General features: G+C 67.6%; 20 protein-coding genes. 15 read left to right on the top strand and 5 right to left on the bottom strand.

The window, feature by feature from the left end; translation table 11 throughout:
• Position 1: 1 nt before the first annotated feature.
• Positions 2–907, bottom strand: a complete 906-nt coding sequence (locus tag AC3EF3_RS09120) for an AraC family transcriptional regulator (protein WP_488531835.1) — start codon at positions 905–907, stop codon at positions 2–4.
• A 168-nt stretch (positions 908–1075) separates the two neighbouring features.
• On the opposite strand from AC3EF3_RS09120, the gene AC3EF3_RS09115 reads away from it, so the two are divergent.
• The 8 genes from AC3EF3_RS09115 to AC3EF3_RS09080 all read left to right on the top strand — a co-directional run bounded on the left by AC3EF3_RS09115 (position 1076) and on the right by AC3EF3_RS09080 (position 8985).
• Complete coding sequence (locus AC3EF3_RS09115; protein ID WP_488531834.1) at positions 1076–2488, top strand: MFS transporter; 1413 nt, start codon at positions 1076–1078, stop codon at positions 2486–2488.
• A gap of 10 nt (positions 2489–2498) precedes the next feature.
• Positions 2499–3746: an amidohydrolase family protein gene (locus AC3EF3_RS09110; RefSeq protein WP_488531833.1), complete on the top strand. Its 1248-nt coding sequence runs from the start codon at positions 2499–2501 to the stop codon at positions 3744–3746.
• A 109-nt stretch (positions 3747–3855) separates the two neighbouring features.
• Positions 3856–4626: an ABC transporter ATP-binding protein gene (locus AC3EF3_RS09105; protein WP_488531832.1), complete on the top strand. Its 771-nt coding sequence runs from the start codon at positions 3856–3858 to the stop codon at positions 4624–4626.
• Positions 4623–5336, top strand: a complete 714-nt coding sequence (locus AC3EF3_RS09100; RefSeq protein WP_488531831.1) for an ABC transporter ATP-binding protein — start codon at positions 4623–4625, stop codon at positions 5334–5336. Before AC3EF3_RS09105 ends, AC3EF3_RS09100 begins: the two co-directional genes overlap by 4 nt.
• Before the next feature lie 8 nt (positions 5337–5344).
• Positions 5345–6214, top strand: a complete 870-nt coding sequence (locus tag AC3EF3_RS09095) for a branched-chain amino acid ABC transporter permease (RefSeq protein WP_488531830.1) — start codon at positions 5345–5347, stop codon at positions 6212–6214.
• 5 nt (positions 6215–6219) lie between these two features.
• Positions 6220–7260, top strand: a complete 1041-nt coding sequence (locus AC3EF3_RS09090) for a branched-chain amino acid ABC transporter permease (protein WP_488531829.1) — start codon at positions 6220–6222, stop codon at positions 7258–7260.
• The gene (locus tag AC3EF3_RS09085) at positions 7257–8462 is read left to right on the top strand and encodes an ABC transporter substrate-binding protein (RefSeq protein WP_488531828.1); all 1206 of its coding nucleotides are present in this window, start codon (positions 7257–7259) and stop codon (positions 8460–8462) included. The genes AC3EF3_RS09090 and AC3EF3_RS09085 overlap by 4 nt, the downstream gene beginning before the upstream one ends.
• Positions 8463–8544: 82 nt before the next feature.
• Positions 8545–8985, top strand: coding sequence for a DsrE family protein (locus tag AC3EF3_RS09080; protein ID WP_488531827.1), 441 nt, complete (start codon positions 8545–8547; stop codon positions 8983–8985).
• 39 nt (positions 8986–9024) lie between these two features.
• On the opposite strand, the gene AC3EF3_RS09075 is transcribed toward AC3EF3_RS09080, so the two are convergent.
• A complete protein-coding gene (locus tag AC3EF3_RS09075) occupies positions 9025–9288 on the bottom strand; it encodes a hypothetical protein (RefSeq protein WP_488531826.1) in 264 nt (87 codons plus the stop codon).
• 109 nt (positions 9289–9397) lie between these two features.
• Here AC3EF3_RS09075 and AC3EF3_RS09070 point away from each other — a divergent pair, with 109 nt between their 5' ends.
• Both AC3EF3_RS09070 and AC3EF3_RS09065 read left to right on the top strand, forming a co-directional pair.
• On the top strand, positions 9398–10057 hold the full coding sequence (locus tag AC3EF3_RS09070; RefSeq protein WP_488531825.1) for a hypothetical protein: 660 nt from the start codon (positions 9398–9400) through the stop codon (positions 10055–10057).
• A gap of 79 nt (positions 10058–10136) precedes the next feature.
• Positions 10137–10991 carry an N-acyl homoserine lactonase family protein gene (locus AC3EF3_RS09065; RefSeq protein WP_488531824.1) on the top strand — a complete coding sequence of 285 codons (855 nt, stop codon included), beginning with the start codon at positions 10137–10139 and terminating at the stop codon, positions 10989–10991.
• A gap of 7 nt (positions 10992–10998) precedes the next feature.
• Here AC3EF3_RS09065 and AC3EF3_RS09060 read toward each other — a convergent pair whose 3' ends face one another.
• Positions 10999–11649 (bottom strand): aspartate/glutamate racemase family protein, encoded by a 651-nt coding sequence (locus tag AC3EF3_RS09060; protein ID WP_488531823.1) that lies wholly within the window; start codon positions 11647–11649, stop codon positions 10999–11001.
• 62 nt (positions 11650–11711) lie between these two features.
• Between AC3EF3_RS09060 and AC3EF3_RS09055 the strand changes: the two genes are divergently transcribed.
• The 4 genes from AC3EF3_RS09055 to AC3EF3_RS09040 all read left to right on the top strand — a co-directional run bounded on the left by AC3EF3_RS09055 (position 11712) and on the right by AC3EF3_RS09040 (position 15344).
• Entirely contained in the window at positions 11712–12755 is a 1044-nt protein-coding gene (locus AC3EF3_RS09055; protein WP_488531822.1) for an ABC transporter substrate-binding protein, read from the top strand.
• Positions 12755–13573, top strand: coding sequence for an ABC transporter ATP-binding protein (locus tag AC3EF3_RS09050; RefSeq protein ID WP_488531821.1), 819 nt, complete (start codon positions 12755–12757; stop codon positions 13571–13573). The genes AC3EF3_RS09055 and AC3EF3_RS09050 overlap by 1 nt, the downstream gene beginning before the upstream one ends.
• On the top strand, positions 13570–14337 hold the full coding sequence (locus AC3EF3_RS09045) for an ABC transporter permease (RefSeq protein ID WP_488531820.1): 768 nt from the start codon (positions 13570–13572) through the stop codon (positions 14335–14337). The genes AC3EF3_RS09050 and AC3EF3_RS09045 overlap by 4 nt, the downstream gene beginning before the upstream one ends.
• A gap of 179 nt (positions 14338–14516) precedes the next feature.
• On the top strand, positions 14517–15344 hold the full coding sequence (locus tag AC3EF3_RS09040) for a class I SAM-dependent methyltransferase (protein ID WP_488531819.1): 828 nt from the start codon (positions 14517–14519) through the stop codon (positions 15342–15344).
• Between the two features lies 1 nt (position 15345).
• Here the strand turns inward: AC3EF3_RS09040 and AC3EF3_RS09035 are convergent, their stop codons facing one another.
• Positions 15346–16107 carry an SDR family NAD(P)-dependent oxidoreductase gene (locus AC3EF3_RS09035; protein ID WP_488531818.1) on the bottom strand — a complete coding sequence of 254 codons (762 nt, stop codon included), beginning with the start codon at positions 16105–16107 and terminating at the stop codon, positions 15346–15348.
• 107 nt (positions 16108–16214) lie between these two features.
• On the opposite strand from AC3EF3_RS09035, the gene AC3EF3_RS09030 reads away from it, so the two are divergent.
• Positions 16215–17126: a LysR family transcriptional regulator gene (locus AC3EF3_RS09030; protein ID WP_488531817.1), complete on the top strand. Its 912-nt coding sequence runs from the start codon at positions 16215–16217 to the stop codon at positions 17124–17126.
• On the opposite strand, the gene AC3EF3_RS09025 is transcribed toward AC3EF3_RS09030, so the two are convergent.
• Positions 17106–18077 (bottom strand): Bug family tripartite tricarboxylate transporter substrate binding protein, encoded by a 972-nt coding sequence (locus AC3EF3_RS09025; protein WP_488531816.1) that lies wholly within the window; start codon positions 18075–18077, stop codon positions 17106–17108. The two genes, AC3EF3_RS09030 and AC3EF3_RS09025, sit on opposite strands and share 21 nt — an antisense overlap.
• Between the last annotated feature and the right edge of the window lie 57 nt (positions 18078–18134).

The following is an 18134-nucleotide window of genomic DNA, read 5'->3' as shown; positions in this document are numbered from 1 at the left end:
CTCAGCAAGGCGCTGCGCGCCAGGCCCCGGGCGCCACGCCGGTCTCGCGCTTGAAGGCCTTGCTGAAGGCGGCCTCCGACTCGTAGCCGACCTGCGCGGCGACCTGGCCGAGCGAGAGGCGCTGCTGCCGGAGCAACTGCGCCGCCTTCACCATCCGCCAGCGCGTGAGGTATTCCAGTGGCGCCTGGCCCACGCGCTGGCGGAAACGCAAGGCGAAGGCCGAACGCGAGAGCTTCGCGGCCGACGCCAGCGCATCGACCGTCCACGGCCTGGCCATGTCCTGGTGCATGGCACGCAAGGCGGCGCCCAGTCGCGCATCCGCCAAGGCGCCGAGCCAGCCGGCTTCGTCCTGGCCCGAGGCGGCGACATGCGCGCGCACCGCCTGCACGAAGAGAATGTCCGCGAGCCGGCTCACGACCAGGCCCGATCCCAGGCCGGGCTGCAAGGTTTCCATCGCAAGCAGTTGCAGCGTTCCCTGCAAGGCCGCAGAACGCGGTGCGTCCATCCTCGCGTGCAACAGCGGCGGCAACAGGTCGACCAGCGGCCGCGCCGCCGCGGGATCGAACTGGAACCAGCCGCACAGGATGATGGCGGGCTCGCCCGTGCCGCCGAGTTCCACCACGCCGCCGATCCTGTCGCGCACCACGGCCCAGCAGCTCACCGTGGGCGTGAGGGGCGCATCGCGCAGCACGTAGGGTGTGCCGTGGGCCAGGACGAAACAATCGCCTTCGGCGAGCTCGGTCCGGCCGCCTTCCATTTCGAGCAGGCAGCGGCCGTGCACGACGAGCCCGAACCGCGCCGCCTGCCCCGCCGCCAACGACAGTCCCCATGGCGCGCGCGCCTCGATGCGCGCATACAGCGCATCGCGCACGCGCATGGCAGCGAACACATCGTCGAGCGGATCCATGGCATTCCTTGCAGTCGTGGACGAACGGACATGAATCGTGGCGCAGCGCGCATTCACCGTGCTGTCAGCAGGCCGAAGAATCGTACGCATGAACCACCCCGTCCTCACTCCCACGCATTACCTGCGACGTCATTGCCGCACGTCACCTTCCCTTCGAGACTTCACGCCATGAGATCCGCGCCTTTGACCTCCGCTTCGTTGTCCGCGGCGGCTGCCCCGCCTGCCCACGGACACTGGACCCTGCTCGTGATGCTCAGCGGCACCTTCATGGTGGTGCTGGACTTCTTCATCGTGAACGTGGCCCTGCCTTCGCTGCAGCACGACCTGCACGCGAGTGCAGGCACCTTGCAGCTCGTAGTCGCCGCCTACGGCATCGCGACGGCCGCGGGGCTGGTCACGGGTGGGCGCCTGGGCGACATCTTCGGACGCCGGCGCATGTTCATGCTGGGCATGCTGCTGTTCGCCATCGCCTCGCTCCTGTGCGGCATCGCGCCCGGCGGCGAAGTGCTGGTGGCGGCACGCGTACTGCAGGGCCTGGCCGGGGCTCTGATGCAGCCGCAGGTGCTCGCGATGCTCGGGCTGGTGTACACGGGCGAGCGCCGCGCCCGGGCCTTCGCTGCCTACGGACTCGCCTTGGGCCTGGGTGCCGCCCTCGGACAACTCATCGGCGGCGTGCTGATCCACATCGACCTCGCGGGCCTCGGCTGGCGTTCGTGCTTCCTGATCAACTTGCCCGTCGCCGCAATCGCGCTGCTGGCCGCGCCGCGAGTGATCCCGCCGCTGGCCGGCACCGGCCACAGCCGGCTCGACCCGCTGGGCATGCTGCTGGTGGCGCTGGCGTGCGTCGCAGTCGTCCTGCCGCTGGTGTACGGACGCGAGCAAGGCTGGCCGGCCTGGAGCATCGCGGTGCTCGTCGCCGCACCGCTGCTGTTCGCGACCTTCGCCGCGCAGCAGAAACGCCTCGCGGCCCGCGGCGGCGACCCGCTGGTCGCACCGTCGCTGCTCGCGCATGGCCGCTTCGTCGCGGGCCTGGCCGTGTCGCTGGTCTTCTATGCCGGCAATGCGTCACTGTACTTCGTGCTGGCCTTGTACCTGCAGCAGCACCTGGGCCTGGCCGCGCTGCCCTCCGGCCTCGTGTTCACGGCCATGGCCGCGGGGTTCTTCATCTCGTCGATGGCCGCGCCGCGGCTGGCGAAACGATTCAGGGGTGCTCCAATCGCGCGTGGCGCCCTGTTGCTCGCCCTCGGCCACGCGCTGCAGCTCGCGAACGTCATGTGGGTCGAGGAACGGCATGTCCTCGTGGCGATGGTCCCGCTGCTGTTCATGCAAGGGCTCGGCCTGGGCGTGGTCATGGCGCCGCTGGTGTCCGCGGTCCTGGAAGGCCTGCCGCCGCAGCACGCGGGCGTCGCGGCGGGCGTGGTGGCGACGGTGCAGCAGGCCTCCAACGCGATCGGCGTGGCGCTGATCGGGCTGGTGTTCTACTCGCACGGGTTCGCGGGGGCGCTGGTGTACCTCGCGGGGTCGGCGCTGCTCGTGGCGGTGCTGTGGCGTCAGCGACCCCGGCCTGTGCCGCCCGGGTGACAATGCGCTGATGCTCGACCTCCTCATCAAGAACTGCGTCCTGCCCGATGGCCGCACCGACATGTCGGTTGCCGTGCAGGCCGGCAGGATCGTCGAAGTGGCGCTCGGCCTGGTCGCGCCGGCGGCGCAGGTGGTCGACGCAGGCGGCTATCTGCTGTCGCCGCCCTTCTGCGATCCGCACTTCCACATGGATTCGGTGCTCACGTACGGCACGCCGCGCGTGAACGAAAGCGGCACGCTGCTCGAGGGCATCCGGCTGTGGGGCGAACTCAAGCCTTCGCTGACGCAGGAGAACGTCATCGAACGCGCGATGCGGTATTGCGAGATGGCCGTCGCCAAAGGGCTGCTGGCGATCCGCAGCCACGTCGATACGAGCGATGCGCGCCTGCTCGCCGTCGAAGCGCTGCTGGAGGTGAAGCGCCGCGTCGCGCCCTACATCGACCTGCAACTGGTCGCCTTCCCGCAGGACGGCGCGCTGCGCTCGCCCGGCGGCGTCGACAACCTCAGGCGCGCCCTCGCGATGGGCGTGGACGTCGTCGGCGGCATCCCGCATTTCGAGCGGACGATGGCTGAAGGCGCGGCCAGCGTGAAGCTGCTGTGCGAGATCGCGGCGCAGCAAGGCAAGCTGGTCGACATGCATTGCGACGAATCGGATGACCCCATGTCGCGCCATATCGAGGCGCTGGCCTTCGAGGCCCGGCGCCTCGGCCTGCAAGGCCGCGTGACGGGCAGCCACGTCACCTCCATGCACAGCATGGACAACTACTACGTGAGCAAATTGATCCCGCTGATCGCGGAAAGCGGTGTGTCCGTCATTGCCAATCCGCTGATCAACATCACGCTGCAAGGCCGCCACGACACCTACCCGAAGCGCCGCGGCATGACGCGCGTGCCGGAGCTGATGCAAGCCGGCGTGACGGTCGCCTTCGGCCACGACTGCGTGATGGACCCGTGGTACGCCATGGGCTCGGGCGACATGCTCGACGTCGCTCACATGGGGCTGCACGTGGCGCAGATGACCAGCCAGCCCGGCATCCGTGCGTGCTTCGACGCGGTGACGGCCAACGCGGCGGCGATCATGCACCTGTCCGGCTGGGGCCTCGAGCCCGGGTGCGACGCCAGCTTCGTGCTGCTGCAGGCGCGCGACGTGGTCGAGGCGATCCGCCTCCGCGCGAACCGGCTGCGGGTCTACAAACGCGGAGCGCTGCTGGCCGAGACGGCGCCCGTCGAGCCGCGGCTCCATCTCACTCGCCCGTGACCTTGCGTCCGGGCAACAAGCTTGGCGAGCCCAACCGTCGCACTGACGCCAAAGTGACAGGGGTTTCCACTCTTGGCCCCGGGGTCGCCCGCGCGACATAACGCAGGCCATGCCTGCAGCGTTGCTCGAAGTCTCCGACGTCACGGTCCGGTTCGGCGGCATCACGGCGCTCGACCGCGTGTCCTTCGCCGTCATGCCCAGCACGATCGCCGGCCTGATCGGTCCCAACGGCGCCGGCAAGACCACCCTCTTCAACTGCCTCTCGCGCCTGTACCAGTTCAGCGACGGGCGCATCCTGTTCGAGGGCCAGCCGCTCACCAAATTCGCCCCGCATCGCATCGCGGCGCTCGGCATAGGCCGAACGTTCCAGAACCTCGCGCTCTTCCGCACGATGAGCGTGCTGGACAACGTGATGATCGGCGGCCACTGCCGCACGAAAAGCGGGTTCCTGTCCAATGCCTTGCGGCTGCCCTGGGTGCGGCGCGAAGAGAACGAGCTGCGTCAGCGGGCGGCCGAAGCCATCCGCCTGCTCGACCTGGAAGAGGTCGCGCACCGGCCCGTGTCGGACCTGCCCTTCGGCACGCAGAAGCGGGTCGAACTGGCGCGGGCGCTGATGAGCCAGCCGAAGTTGCTGCTGCTCGATGAGCCGGCGGCGGGCCTCAACCATGAAGAGGTCGACGCGCTGCGCCAGTTGCTGCGCCGCATCCAGTCGGAACTGAAGCTCACCATCCTGCTGGTCGAGCACCACATGAACCTCGTGATGCGCGTGTCGGACCAGGTGGTCGCTCTGGACTTCGGCCGCAAGATCGCCGACGGCACGCCGGCGCAGGTGCAGGTCAATCCGGAAGTGGTGAAGGCCTACCTGGGGGTGGAGGCATGACCCCGATCCTGCAGGTGCGCGGCCTGCACGCGCAGTACGGCCCGACGCGCGTGCTGCACGGCATCGAGTTCGAGGTGCAGCAAGGTGGCATCACCACCATCCTCGGCGCCAACGGCGCCGGCAAGACCACCACCTTGCGCGCGATGTGCAACATGGTCCGCACGCAAGGCGAGATCCTGCTGGCCGGCGAGCGCATCGACGGCAAGGCGACCGAGGACATCGTGCGGCGCGGGGTCGCGCACGTGCCCGACGGGCGCGGCACCTTCATGCACCTCAGCGTCGAAGAGAACCTGCGCATGGGCGCCTACACGCGCCGCGACAAGGCGCAGGTGCAGCAGGACTACGAGCGCATCTACACCTATTTCCCGCGCCTGCGCGAGCGGCGCAAGCAGCAGGCCGGCACCTTGTCGGGCGGCGAGCAGCAGATGCTGGCCGTTTCGCGCGCGCTGATGCTGCGCCCGCGCCTGCTGCTGCTGGACGAGCCCTCGTTCGGCCTCGCACCGCTGATCGTGCGCGAGCTGTTCGACATCCTGGGCGAGATCAACAAGGCCGAAGGCACGAGCGTGCTGCTGGTGGAGCAGAACGCCGCGCTTGCGCTGCGCCTGGCCGACCACGCCTACCTGCTCGAAACCGGCCGCGTCGTCATTTCGGGCAAGGCCGACGACATCGCCAACGACGAAGCGGTGCGCCGCTCCTACCTGGGCTACTGAGAACCACGATGGACCTGCTGCTCCACCAGATCCTCTCCGGCCTTGCTACCGGCGGCATCTACGCGAGCGTCGCGCTGGCGCTCGTGATGATCTACCAGGCCACGCACCTCGTGAACTTCGCGCAGGGCGAGATCGCGATGTTCGCCACCTACATCTGCTGGTCGCTGATCGAAGCGGGCGTGCCGTACTGGGGTGCGTTCTTCCTCACCATCGTCATCGCTTTCGTGGGCGGCGTATTGATCCAGCGCGTGATCATGCGGCCCGTGCAGAACGCGCCGGTGCTCTCGGTGGTGATCGTCTTCATCGGCCTTCTGGTCATCTTCAACAGCGTCGCGGGCTGGATCTACAGCTACACGATCAAGCCCTTCCCCAGTCCCTTCCCCGACAAGGCGCTGTTCGACAACACCTACATCGGCCCGCACGAGCTCGGCTCGATCTGCGTGACGCTCGTGGTGCTGGGACTGGTGTTCGCGTTCTTCCGGTTCACGCCGCTCGGGCTGGCCATGCGCGCGGCAGCGCAGAACCCGGTGTCGAGCCGGCTGGTGGGCGTGCGCGTGGGCTGGATGCTCGCGCTCGGCTGGGGCCTCGCGGCGGCCATCGGCGCCGTGGCCGGCATGATGGTCGCCCCCATCGTGTTCCTCGAGCCGAACATGATGGGCGGCATCCTGCTCTACGCCTTCGCCGGCGCCCTGCTGGGCGGCATCGACAGTCCCGGCGGCGCGGTGGTCGGCGGCTTCCTGGTCGGCGTGATCGAGAACGTGGTCGGCGTGTACCTCGGCACGGAACTGAAACTGAGCGTCGCACTGGTGATCATCGTGACGGTGCTGGTGCTCAAACCCTCGGGCCTGTTCGGCCGCATGCAGGTGGCGCGCGTATGAGGAGCATGGACGTCAGGCGCAAACTCAGCGCGCAGCAGGTCGCCGGGCTGCTGGTGCTGTTCGCCATCGCCTGCATCCTGCCGTTCGTGCTGGGCAACTACACGGTGTTCCAGCTCACGATGGCGATGGCGTACGCGATCGCCCTGCTCGGGCTGAACATGCTCACCGGCTACAACGGGCAGATCTCGCTGGGCCACGGCGCCTTCTTCGCCATCGGCGCGTACACCGCGGCGATCCTGATGGACAAGGCCAACTGGCCGTACTGGGCGACGATCCCCGTCGCGGGCGTCGTGTGCCTCGTGGCGGGCTTCCTCTTCGGCCTGCCGGCACTGCGGCTCGAAGGTCTGTACCTCGCGCTCGCCACCTTCGCGCTGGGCGTGGCCATGCCGCAGATCCTGAAGTACAAGGGCTTCGAGCACTGGACCGGCGGATCGATGGGCGTGGTGATCGTCAAGCCCGACCCGCCCGAAGGCATTCCGCTCAACCAGGACCAGTGGCTCTATTTCTTCACGCTGTTCTGGGTGATCGTGCTGTTCGTCGCCGGCTGGAACCTGCTGCGCGGACGCGTGGGCCGCGCGCTCGTGGCGATCCGCGACCAGCCGATCGCCGCGCAAGCGATGGGCGTGAACACTGCCCTATACAAGTCGCTGACCTTCGGCGTCTCGGCGCTCTATACGGGCATCGCCGGCGCGCTGGCCGCCATCGGCGTGCAGTTCGCCTCGCCCGATTCGTTCAGCGTGTTCCTGTCGCTCACGCTGCTGGTGGGCGTCGTCGTGGGCGGGCTCGCTTCGATCTCGGGCGCGTTCTACGGCGCCCTCTTCATCCAGTTCATCCCGAACGTCGCCGACCAGATCTCCAAGGCCGCGCCCTGGGCGATCTATGGCGTGTTCCTCATCGGATTCATGTACCTGATGCCCTCGGGCGTGGCCGGCCTCATCGCCATGCTGCGCCGGCGCTTCGCCGCGGGGACAACGAGGACGGCCGCGCCCGCACAAGAAGGACGCGACGATGTGCAACTGCCACTGACTGGAAAGGAAGCAGGATGAAAACGACTCGACGCAAGACCCTGGCGATCGGCGCAGCGGCCGTGGCCGCGCCTTACCTGAACACGGTGTTCGCGCAGGCGAAGAAGGAAGTGAAGCTCGGGCAGACCATGCCCTATAGCGGGCCCGCCTCCGCCTACGGCACGATCGGCAAGTTGCACCAGGCGTTCTTCAAGAAGGTCAACGCCGAGGGCGGCGTGAACGGCGCGATGGTGAACCTGATCTCGCTGGACGACGGCTACAGCCCGCCCAAGACGGTGGAGCAGGTGCGCCGCCTGGTCGAGCAGGACAACGTGGACGCCCTCTTCCAGACGCTGGGCACGCCCAGCAACACGGCCATCCACAAGTACGTGAACGCGAAGAAGGTGCCGCACCTGTTCGTGGCGACCGGTGCGACGAAGTGGAACGACCCGAAGAATTACCCCTGGACCTTCGGCTTCAACCTGAGCTACCAGACCGAAGGCGAGATCTACGCCAAGTACATCCTGAAGAACCGGCCGAACGCCAAGATTGCGATCCTCTACCAGAACGACGACTACGGCAAGGACGTGCTCGCCGGCGTGGAGAACGTGATCAAGGGCGACAAGGCGAAGATGATCGTCGCCAAGGCCACCTACGAGGTGACGGATCCGACGGTGGATTCGCAGATCCTCACGCTCAAGGCCAGCGGCGCCGACACCTTCATCAACATCACCACGCCCAAGTTCGCCGCGCAGGCGATCCGCCGCGTGTACGACTCGGGCTGGAAGCCGCCGCTGAACATCGTGAACAACGTCGGTGCCTCCGTCGGCAGCGTGCTCACGCCCGCCGGCCTGGACAAGAGCGTGGACCTGATCACGGTGCAGTACTACAAGGATGAATCCGACCCGACGTGGAAGGACGACCCGGCCATGCTCGAATGGCGCGCGTTCATGGGCAAGCACTACACCGAAGGCAATCCGCTCGATGCGAGCAACATCTACGGCTACATCACCGCCAACCTGATGCTGCAGACGCTGAAGCAGTGCAACGGCAACTACAGCCGCGACAACATCAGGAAGCAGGCCGAGAGCATCAAGAACTGGAAGCACGGCCTGCTGCTGCCCGGCATCGTGGTCAACACCTCGCCCACCGACCACGCACCGATCGAGCAGGCGCAGCTGTCGAAGTTCGACGGCAAGAAATGGGTGCTGTTCGGCGAGGTGCTGGGCGGCGGAGCCGGCTAGTCACTTCTGGGGGCGCAGCCGGGGTGGGCGAGGCGTACGATCGCCTCGCCCGCGTGACTGCACGCACCCCCAGGAGATCGTCATGAGCCTGCCCACCCGCCGTACCCTCCTTCGCGCTTCGGCGCTCCTCCCGCTCGCGGGATTGGCCTGGGCCGGCACCACCCGCGCGCAGGGCCAGCGCAACCGGCTCGTCATCCAGGTCACCGACAACGACCCGGCGCGCTGGAACCTGGTGCTGAACAACACGAGGAACGCGCAGGCCGACGTGGGCGGCGCGGCCAACATCGACCTCGAGATCGTCGCCTATGGCCCGGGCATCAACATGCTCAAGCACGATTCCCCCGTCGGCCCGCAGGTCGCCGAACTGGTGAAGTCCGGCGTGAAGGTGGTGGGCTGCGAGAACACCATGAAGGCGTTCAAGCTGTCGAAGGACGAGATGCTGCCGACGATCGGCTACGTGCCGGCCGGCATCACCGAGCTGATGAAGAAGCAGCAGGAAGGCTGGTCGTACGTGCGCCCGTGAGGACCGACGTCACCCCGGCGCAGGCCGGGGTCGCTGGCCTCAACGGCCCTTCAGCCTCTCGTTCGCCTTCTGCGCCCACACTTCCAGCGCCTCCAGCAAATCAGCCTGGCTGAACGAGCAACTATCGCCGTCGAACAGCGCACTGGATTCCATCCGATCCGCGATGTTGGCGAGGACCTCTCCGAATTTCGGCGGCAGTGCGGCGGGCAGGATGAGCCCTCGCAAGCGCCGTGCGAGCGTGCCCATGTCGAGCGTGCCCGCCCGCGCGGCCTGTAGGTCGCGCTGCAGCGTTTCGAACTTCATGGGGGCGAATGGTGCATGAAAAAGCAGCTTCCTCGGCTCGCACGCACTCGGGGAATTCCCCACCTAGCATTTCGCAGACAATCGCCCGTTCACCACGCCAAGGCTTCTCATGTTCATCGGTCACTTCGGCCTCGGCTTCGCTGCCAGGCGTGTCGCGCCGAAAGTCTCGCTAGGCACCGCCTTCCTCGCCGCGCAATGGGTGGACCTGGTGTGGCCCACCATGCTCCTGCTCGGATGGGAGACGGTGCGCATCCAGCCCGGGGCCACGGCCGTGACGCCGCTGGTGTTCGAGCGTTACCCGCTCACGCACAGCCTGGTCGCGGCGGCGCTCTGGGGCGTGCTGCTGGCCGTGTTCTACGGATTCACCCGCAAGAACCTGCGCGGCGCGATCGTCGTCGGCGCACTGGTGGTGAGCCATTGGTTGCTCGACGCGATCGTGCATGTGCCCGACCTGCCGATCACGCCCGGCGGCTCGACCCTGGTCGGACTGGGACTGTGGCAATCGAGGGATGCGACACTGGCGGTGGAGGTGCCGATCTTCGCGATCGGCGTGTGGCTCTATGCGCAGGCCACGTGGGCGATGCTGGACAAGGTCGGGCGATGGGCGCTGGTCGGCCTCGTGGCGTTTCTCGCGATCGTCCACATCGCCAACCTGTTCGGCGAGCCGCCGCCGAACGTGACGGCACTGGCCTGGATAGGGCAGGCGCAGTGGCTGCTCGTACTGTGGGCTTACTGGGTGGATTCGCGCCGTTCGCGCCAGACCTGCTGATCTTCGGCGCGCAACTTGGAAAACACGCCGCGGCGACCATAATCCGCTTCGCGGCCGGACCGGCCGACGGGAGGCGCATATGGGCGGGTTCCGGCTTTTCCTCAGTGCAATCGCGGTCGCGCTCACGGCCTGCGCCTCCTCGCCCGGTCCCGCATCTTCCGCCGCCGTGCAGCGCCTGTACGCGATCGACTGCGGCGAAAACCGCACGCAGGACCTGTCGATCTGGACCACGCCCCAGGACAAGGGCAAGCCGTACGCCTTCTCGAATAACTGCTACCTGGTGCGGCATGCCCAGGGCTGGTTCCTGTGGGACAGCGGGCACCCGGATGCTTACGCCAGCATCCCGGAGGGCGTGCCCAACCAGCGGCGCACGTCGGTGGCGGTGTTGCGCAAGCCGCTCACCCAATCGCTGCGCGAGATCGGCGTCGCGCCCGCCGACATTCGCTACTTCGCCATGTCGCACATGCACGCCGACCACACCGGCAATGCGAACCTGTTTGCGCACGCGACCATCTACATGCAGTCGGCCGAGTACGACGCGGCCTTCGGCCCGGAGCCGCAGAAGTACGCGTTCAATCCCCGAACGTACGATCAGCTTCGCAACGCCGAGGTGGTGAAGCTGAAGGGCGACCACGACGTGTTCGGCGACGGCTCCGTGGTCATCAAGTCCACGCCCGGCCATACGCCGGGCCACCAGTCGCTCTTCGTGCGCCTGCCCAGGAGCGCGCCCGTCCTGCTCGGCGGCGATTTCGTGCACCTGGAAGCCAACTGGGAGGCCATGCGCGCGCCGCCGATCAACTTCGACCGCGAACAGAGCGTTCGCACGATGAAGGAGATGGAGGCTTTCCTGAAGCAGACCGGCGCGCGGCTATGGATCAACCACGACGCGGAACAGTCGCGCACGATCGCCAAGGAGCCGCAGTACATCGAGTAAGGACGGCCTAGCGCGCCGCCGCTTGCCGCAGCGCCAGCACCGCGCACCCCGGGCTCGTCAACACCGGGCAAGCCAGCTCCTGCTGCACGAGCGGCGCCGCGGCAGCCATCGAGAACTGCGCCAGCATGACGCCGTCGCAGTCCTTCAGCCGGGCGGCGGCCTGCGCGATCTTGAGGTCGTGGTCTTCGCTGCGCCCGGCCGCCAGGTCGGCCATGGCGCCGGGAACGAAGACGGTGCGCAGTTCCACCTCCTTGTCGCGCGCGTGGGCCATGGCCTCGATCTCCTCGGACATGGAGACCAGCGACGGCCGGAATGTCGCGAGCAGCGCGAGCCTGCGGCCCAGGCCCAGCCCCTGCTCGAACATCGCCTCGTTCGGCTTGAGCGTCGGGATCTCCACCGCCCGGCCCGCCGCCTCGATCGCCGGGCCGAAGGCGGAACAGGTGAACAGGATCGCCTCCGCGCCGGTGCCCTTCGCATAGGTCGCGAGGGCGATGAAGCGATCGATCATCGCCTCGGTCAGCTCGCCATCGCGCTCCCGGTCGCGCGAGAGGGAATCATCCAGCAGGTGCATCCGTTCCGCCTCGGGCCAATGCCGCTCGAACGCGGCATCGATCGGGTCGATGGACAGGCGGGTGGCGTGGATCAGGGCAATGCGCATCGAGCTATTCTCTCTCTGGCACTGGACTTGCATCCCTCCCCGCCATGAAAATCGGCCACAACATGACCATCGCCCCTCGCCGCTCCTTCGTGCAGTCGCTGGCCGCTCTCGCCCTGGCCGGCGCCCTGCTCCCCGCCTCCGCCCAGTCGCCCACGCCGATCAAGTTCCAGCTGGACTGGCGCTTCGAAGGCCCCGCGGCGCTGTTCCTCACGCCGGCCGCCAAGGGCTACTTCAAGGCCGCGGGCCTGGACGTGACGATCGACGCCGGTAGTGGCTCGGGCACCGCCGTGACGCGCGTGGCTTCGGGCAGCTACGACATCGGCTTTGCGGACATGGCAGCACTGATGGAGTTCCACGCGAACAACCCCGACGCGCCGAACAAGCCCGTGGCCGTGATGATGGTCTACAACAACACGCCGGCCTCGGTGATGGCGCTGAAGAAATCCGGCATCGCCAGGCCCGCGGACCTGGCGGGCAGGAAAATGGGTGCGCCGGTGTTCGACGCCGGCCGCCGCGCGTTCCCGATCTTCCAGAAGGCCAACGGCATCGGGGCGGTCAACTGGACGACGATGGACCCGCCGCTGCGCGAGACCATGCTCGCCCGTGGCGACGTCGACGCGATCACGGGCTTCACCTTCACTTCGCTGCTCAACCTCGAAGCACGCGGCGTGAAGTCTTCGGACATCGTCGTGCTGCCCTATGCCGACAACGGCGTGAAGCTGTACGGCAATGCCGTGATCGTCTCGCCGAAGTTGATTCGCGAGAACCCGGCCGCCATCAGGGCGTTCCTGGCGGCCTTCACCAAGGGCATGCGCGACGTGCTCGCCAATCCGGCCGCCGCGATCGAGGACGTGAAGGCGCGCGACGGCATCATCAACACGCAGCTGGAAACGCGGCGCCTGAAGCTCGCGATCGACACCGTGATCAACAGCCCCGACGCGCGCGCCGAAGGCTTCGGGCAGGTCAACCCCGGGCGCCTGTCGCTGATGGCGTCGCAGGTGTCGGACGCCTTCGGCACCAGGACGCGCGTCAACCCCGACCTGGTCTGGAACGGCTCGTTCCTGCCCCCGAAGGCCGAACTCGCCTCCGTGCTGCCGAAGAAGTGATGGCGCAGGCGGAAAGCGCCTTCGTCGAGTTTCGCGACGTCTGGCTGGCCTACGACGAGGAACTGCGGGCCCAAGGCCGCTTCGCCGTTGAAGCGATCGGACTCACACTGGCGCGCGGCGAGTTCGCGGCCATCGTCGGGCCCTCCGGCTGCGGCAAGTCCACTTTCATGAAGCTCGCGACGGGCCTCAAGCCCGCGACGCGCGGCGAGGTGCTGGTGGACGGCCGCGCGGTGAACGGGCCGCTCAAGATCTCGGGCATGGCGTTCCAGGCACCGTCGCTGCTGCCGTGGCGCACGACATTGGACAACGTGCTGCTGCCGCTGGAGATCGTCGAGCCCTACCGCAGCGACTTCAAGCGCAAGCGGGCCGAGTACGTGCAGCGCGCGCTGGACCTGCTGGCGAAGGTCGGCCTGGCCGGCCATGCGGACAGCTATCCCTGGCAGCTCTCCGGCGGCATGCAGCAGCGCGCCAGCATCTGCCGCGCGCTGATCCACGAGCCGCAGCTGTTGCTGCTCGACGAGCCCTTCGGCGCGCTGGACGCGTTCACGCGCGAGGAGCTGTGGTGCATCCTGCGCGACCTGCACGCCGAGAAGCGCTTCAACGTGATCCTGGTGACGCACGACCTGCGCGAATCGGTGTTCCTCGCCGACACGGTTTACACGATGAGCCGCGGGCCCGGCCGCATCGTCGCGCGCAAGTCCATCGACCTGCCGCGTCCGCGCGACCTGGAGATCGCCTACACGCGCGAGTTCACCGACGTCGTGCACGAGCTGCGCGCGCAGATCGGCGCGCAGCGCGGCGAGCGGGTGCCGGCATGAAGGCGCGCGGTCTCGAACGTTGGTCGCCCTGGTTGCTGCTCGCCGGCGTGCTCGTCATCTGGCAGGTGCTGTGCTGGGCGCTGCAGGTGTCGGAGTTCATCCTGCCCTCGCCGCTGCGCATCGCGCAGCAACTGGTGGAATTCCGCGGGCCCATCGCGATGCACGCCTGGCGCACATGGTGGGTCACGATGGCGGGCTTCGGCCTCGCGATCGTCGTGGGCGTGCTGCTCGGCATGTTCATCGGCAGCTCGCGCCTGGCCTATGCGGCGGTGTACCCGGCGATGACGGCGTTCAACGCACTGCCCAAGGCGGCCTTCGTGCCGCTGCTGGTGGTGTGGTTCGGCATCGGCGCGGGCCCGGCGATCCTCACCGCCTTCCTCATCTCGTTCTTCCCGATCATGGTGAACATCGCGACCGGCCTCGCGACGCTGGAGCCCGAGCTGGAAGACGTGCTGCGCGTTCTGGGCGCCACGCGCTGGGACGTGCTGCGCAAGATCGGCTTCCCGCGCGCGCTGCCGTATTTCCACGCATCGCTGAAGGTCGCGATCACGCTGGCCTTCGTCGGCACCACCGTGTCGGAGATGACGGCGTCGAACGAAGGCATCGGCTACCTGCTCGTTTCGGCCGGCTCCGCCATGCAGATGGGCCTGGCCTTCGCCGGCCTGGTGGTGGTCGGCGCGATGGCCATGGCGATGTACGAGCTGTTCAGCGTGCTCGAGCGTCACACGACGGCCTGGGCCCATCGCACCTCGCCGCCCGCCTGACAGTCAGTACGCCACGCGCTGCCGTTGGGATCCGGCTGGCTGAGCGCTGCGGCTGCCAGCTCGGCCGCGGGGTCTGCTCCTTCGTTGCAGTCTTCCACGACCAACGAAGCGGCCCCATATCGACATGCGTCAGGCACAGGCGTACGCTGCGTCCCTCAACACACCCGAGGAGCTCATCCATGAATGCTGTCGTCAATCCGAACAAGGCGCTCTGGGAAAAGGGCGACTTCACCCGCATCGCGGCATCGATGCGCGAGAGCGGTGAAGCGCTCGTGCGGGACATCGGCATCCGCGCGGGCCTGTCCGTGCTGGACCTCGGTTGCGGCGACGGCACCACCGCCCTGCCCGCCGCGCGCCTGGGTGCGCAGGTGCTCGGCGTGGACATCGCCAGCAACCTCGTGGCCGCCGGCAACCGGCGCGCGAAGGAGGCGAACCTGCCGAACCTCAAGTTCCAGGAGGGCGACGCCTGCAACCTGGGCATGATCGAGAACAAGACGTTCGACCGCGTCGTGAGCATCTTCGGCGCGATGTTCGCGCCCAAGCCGGTCGAGGTGGCGAAGGAGATGGTGCGAGTGACCAAGCGCGGCGGGGCGATCACGATGGGCAACTGGATCCCGGGCGACCCGACGCTGGTCGCGCAGATCCTGAAGATCAGCGCGGCGTACACGCCGCCTCCTCCCGAGGGATTCGTCAGCCCGATGACTTGGGGCGTGGAAGCGAACGTCGTCGAGCGCTTCGGTGCCGCGGGCGTCGCGCCGCAGGATGTCGCGTGCCGCAAGGACGTCTATACCTTCCGCTTCGACGGCACGCCGGCGGAGTACGTCGAGACCTTCCGCCGCTTCTACGGCCCGACGATGAACGCCTTCGACGCCGCCGCGAAGAACGGCAAGGAAGACGGCCTGCGTCGTGAACTGGAGGCGCTGTTCACTGCGCAGAACCAGAGCACGACGGCCGGCAAGACGGTGATCCCCGCGAACTTCCTGCGGGTGACGGTGACGGTGCGCTAGCTCAGAGGAACGTGCCGCCGCTGGCTTCGAGGCGCTGCGCAGTGATCCAATGCGCAGCCTCCGAGCAGAGGAAGGCGACCACCGGGCCGATGTCGTCCGCCTGGCCGACGCGGCCCAGTGCCGTGTTGCTCGCGATCAGCTGAACCATCTGCGGGTTCTGGGCGAAGCGCTCCTTGTTGAAGTCGGTGTCGATCGCGCCGGGCGCGACGGCGTTCACGCGGATGCGGCGCTCACCGAGCTCCTTGGCCCAGTACTTGGCGAGCTGTTCGATCGCGCCTTTCATCGCCGCGTACGGACCGTAGCCGGGAATCGCGAAGCGCGTGAGGCCGGTGGACACCAGCACGATGCCGCCGCCGTCCGCGATCTGCGGCAGCAGCGCCTGCGTCAGGAAATAGACGCCCTTGAAGTGGATGTTCGCGAGCTCGTCGAAGAACTGCTCGCTCGTCGCTCCCAGCGTCGCGTGGCCACCGATGCCGGCGTTGTTGACGAGGAAGTCGATCTGCTTGCGCTTCCACTTCCCTTCCAGCACGTCGGCCACGCGCAGCGCGAAGGCCGCGAACGATGCCACGTCGCCGACGTCCAGCTGAAGCGCTGCAGCCTGGCGGCCGAGCGCCTCGATCTCCTGACGCACCGCCGCGGCCTCGTCCGCGCGGCTCTTGTACGTGAGGATCACGTCGTGGCCGGCGCGTGCCAGCTGCAGCGCCATGTTGCGGCCCAGCCCGCGGCTGCCGCCGGTGACGAGGGCGATCCTGTGCGTTTCCATCTGCATTCCTTTCGTGTGTGAGTCCACGAATGGTCGGCGGAATCGCTCGCCGGATAAATGCTCGCCAATTGGTAGGATTGTTCAAATACGGACAACAAAGCGCAAAAATGGATCGCATCGACGCCATGCGCCTCTTCACGCGCATCGTGGACCTGGGCAGCTTCACCGCGGCGGCCGAGGACATGAACCTGCCCCGCGCCACCGCGACCTACACGCTGCAGCAGCTCGAGCGGCGGCTCGGCGTGCGCCTGCTGCACCGCACGACGCGCCACGTGAGCCCGACGCTCGACGGGCAGGCGTATTACGAACGATGCCAGCGCGTGATCGCGGAAGTGGAAGAGGCCGAATCCTTCCTTGGCGAAGCAGCCGCCAGCCCGAAAGGCAAGTTACGCGTGGACCTGCAATCGACCGTGGCGTCGATGTACCTGTTCCCGCACCTGGGGGAATTCTGCCGGCGCTACCCCGGCATCGAATTCGAGATCGGCACGGGCGATCGCCTGGTCGATCTCGTGCGCGAGGGCGTCGATTGCGTGGTGCGTGGCGGCGAACCGCGCGACTCGGGGCTCGTGGCCCGCCGCATTGCGGCCGTGGCGCAGGTGACTTGCGCGAGCCGCGAATACATCGAGGAACGCGGCCGGCCGCGCAACCTCGAGCAGTTCCGCCAGCACGACGCGGTGAACTTCTTTTCCACGGCCACCGGCAAGCGCGCGCCTTTCGAGTTCGTCGTCGGCGGCAAGGTGCAGGCGATGCAGCTCAAGGGCCGGGTTTCAGTGACGAGCGTCGAGGCCTACACCGCCTGCTGCCTGCAGGGCCTGGGGTTCATCCAGGCGCCGCGCTATCACCTGCAAAAGCACCTCGACGCCGGCAAGCTGGTCGAAGTGCTGCCCCGGTCCGCACCCCCGCCGATGCCGATTTCGGTGATGTACCCGCACCACCGGCAGCTTGCGCCGCGGGTGCGGGTGTTCCTCGACTGGGTCGTCGAGCGGCTTGCACCCCTGTCAGTCGACCTTCGCGCCTGACACCTGGACGACCTTCGCCCATTTCTCGGTTTCCATGCGATGCATCGCCCAGAACTGCTCGGGCGTGCCCGGAATGGGCACGCCGCCCAGGTCGGCCAGGCGCGCCTTCAACGCGGGATCGGCAAGACCAGCGTTGATTTCCTTGTTCAGGCGCGCGATCGCGTAGGCGGGCGTGCCCTTGGGCGCGGACACGCCGAACCATGCGCTGGCTTCGTAGCCGGGAACGACTTCGGCGATCGCGGGCACATCCGGCAGCGCGGGCGAGCGCTGCGCGCTGGTCACGCCCAGCGGCTTCACGCTCTTCGCCTTGATGTGGCCCATCATCGACGGCATGTTGTCGAAGATCACGTCCACCTGGCCGCCCAGCAGGTCCTGCGTGGCGGGGCCCGCGCCCTTGTACGGGATGTGCTTCATGTCCACGCCGGCCATGGTCTTGAACAGCTCGCCGGAAAGATGCACCGACGTGCCCGTGCCGGACGAAGCCATGTTCACCTTGCCCGGGTTCTTCTTCGCATACTCGATGAATTCCTGGACCGTGTTCGCCGGGAAGTCCTTGCGCACGGTCATCACGTTCGGCACGCGGATGATGCCGCCCACGGGCGCCATGTCGTTCAGGAAGTTGAACGTGAGGTTCGTGTACAGCGACGCGTTGATCGCGTTGGCCGGGTTCACGAGGAAGATCGTGTAGCCATCTGGCGGCGACTTGATCGCGTAGTCGGTTCCGATGTTGTTGCCGCCACCGGCCTTGTTCTCGACGATCACCTGCTGGCCCAGGCGCTGGGTGAGCCACTGCGCCATCAGCCGCGCGAGCAGGTCCGTGGTGCCGCCCGGCGGGTACGGCACGACCCACTTGATGGGCCTGTTGGGATACTCCGCCTCGCCCTGCGCGAAAGCGAGGAAGGTACTGCACAGCAGCGCGATGCCCAGTACCACTTTTTGCAGCAGCCGCATGGTGTCTCCTTGGAAGTGACGCCGCAGGCTACCGACGCGTGCTGGACGGCGTCAACG

It is taken from the genome of Ramlibacter sp. GS1-15, from assembly GCF_057785015.1.
This window is presented reverse-complemented; position numbering and strand designations above follow the sequence as displayed.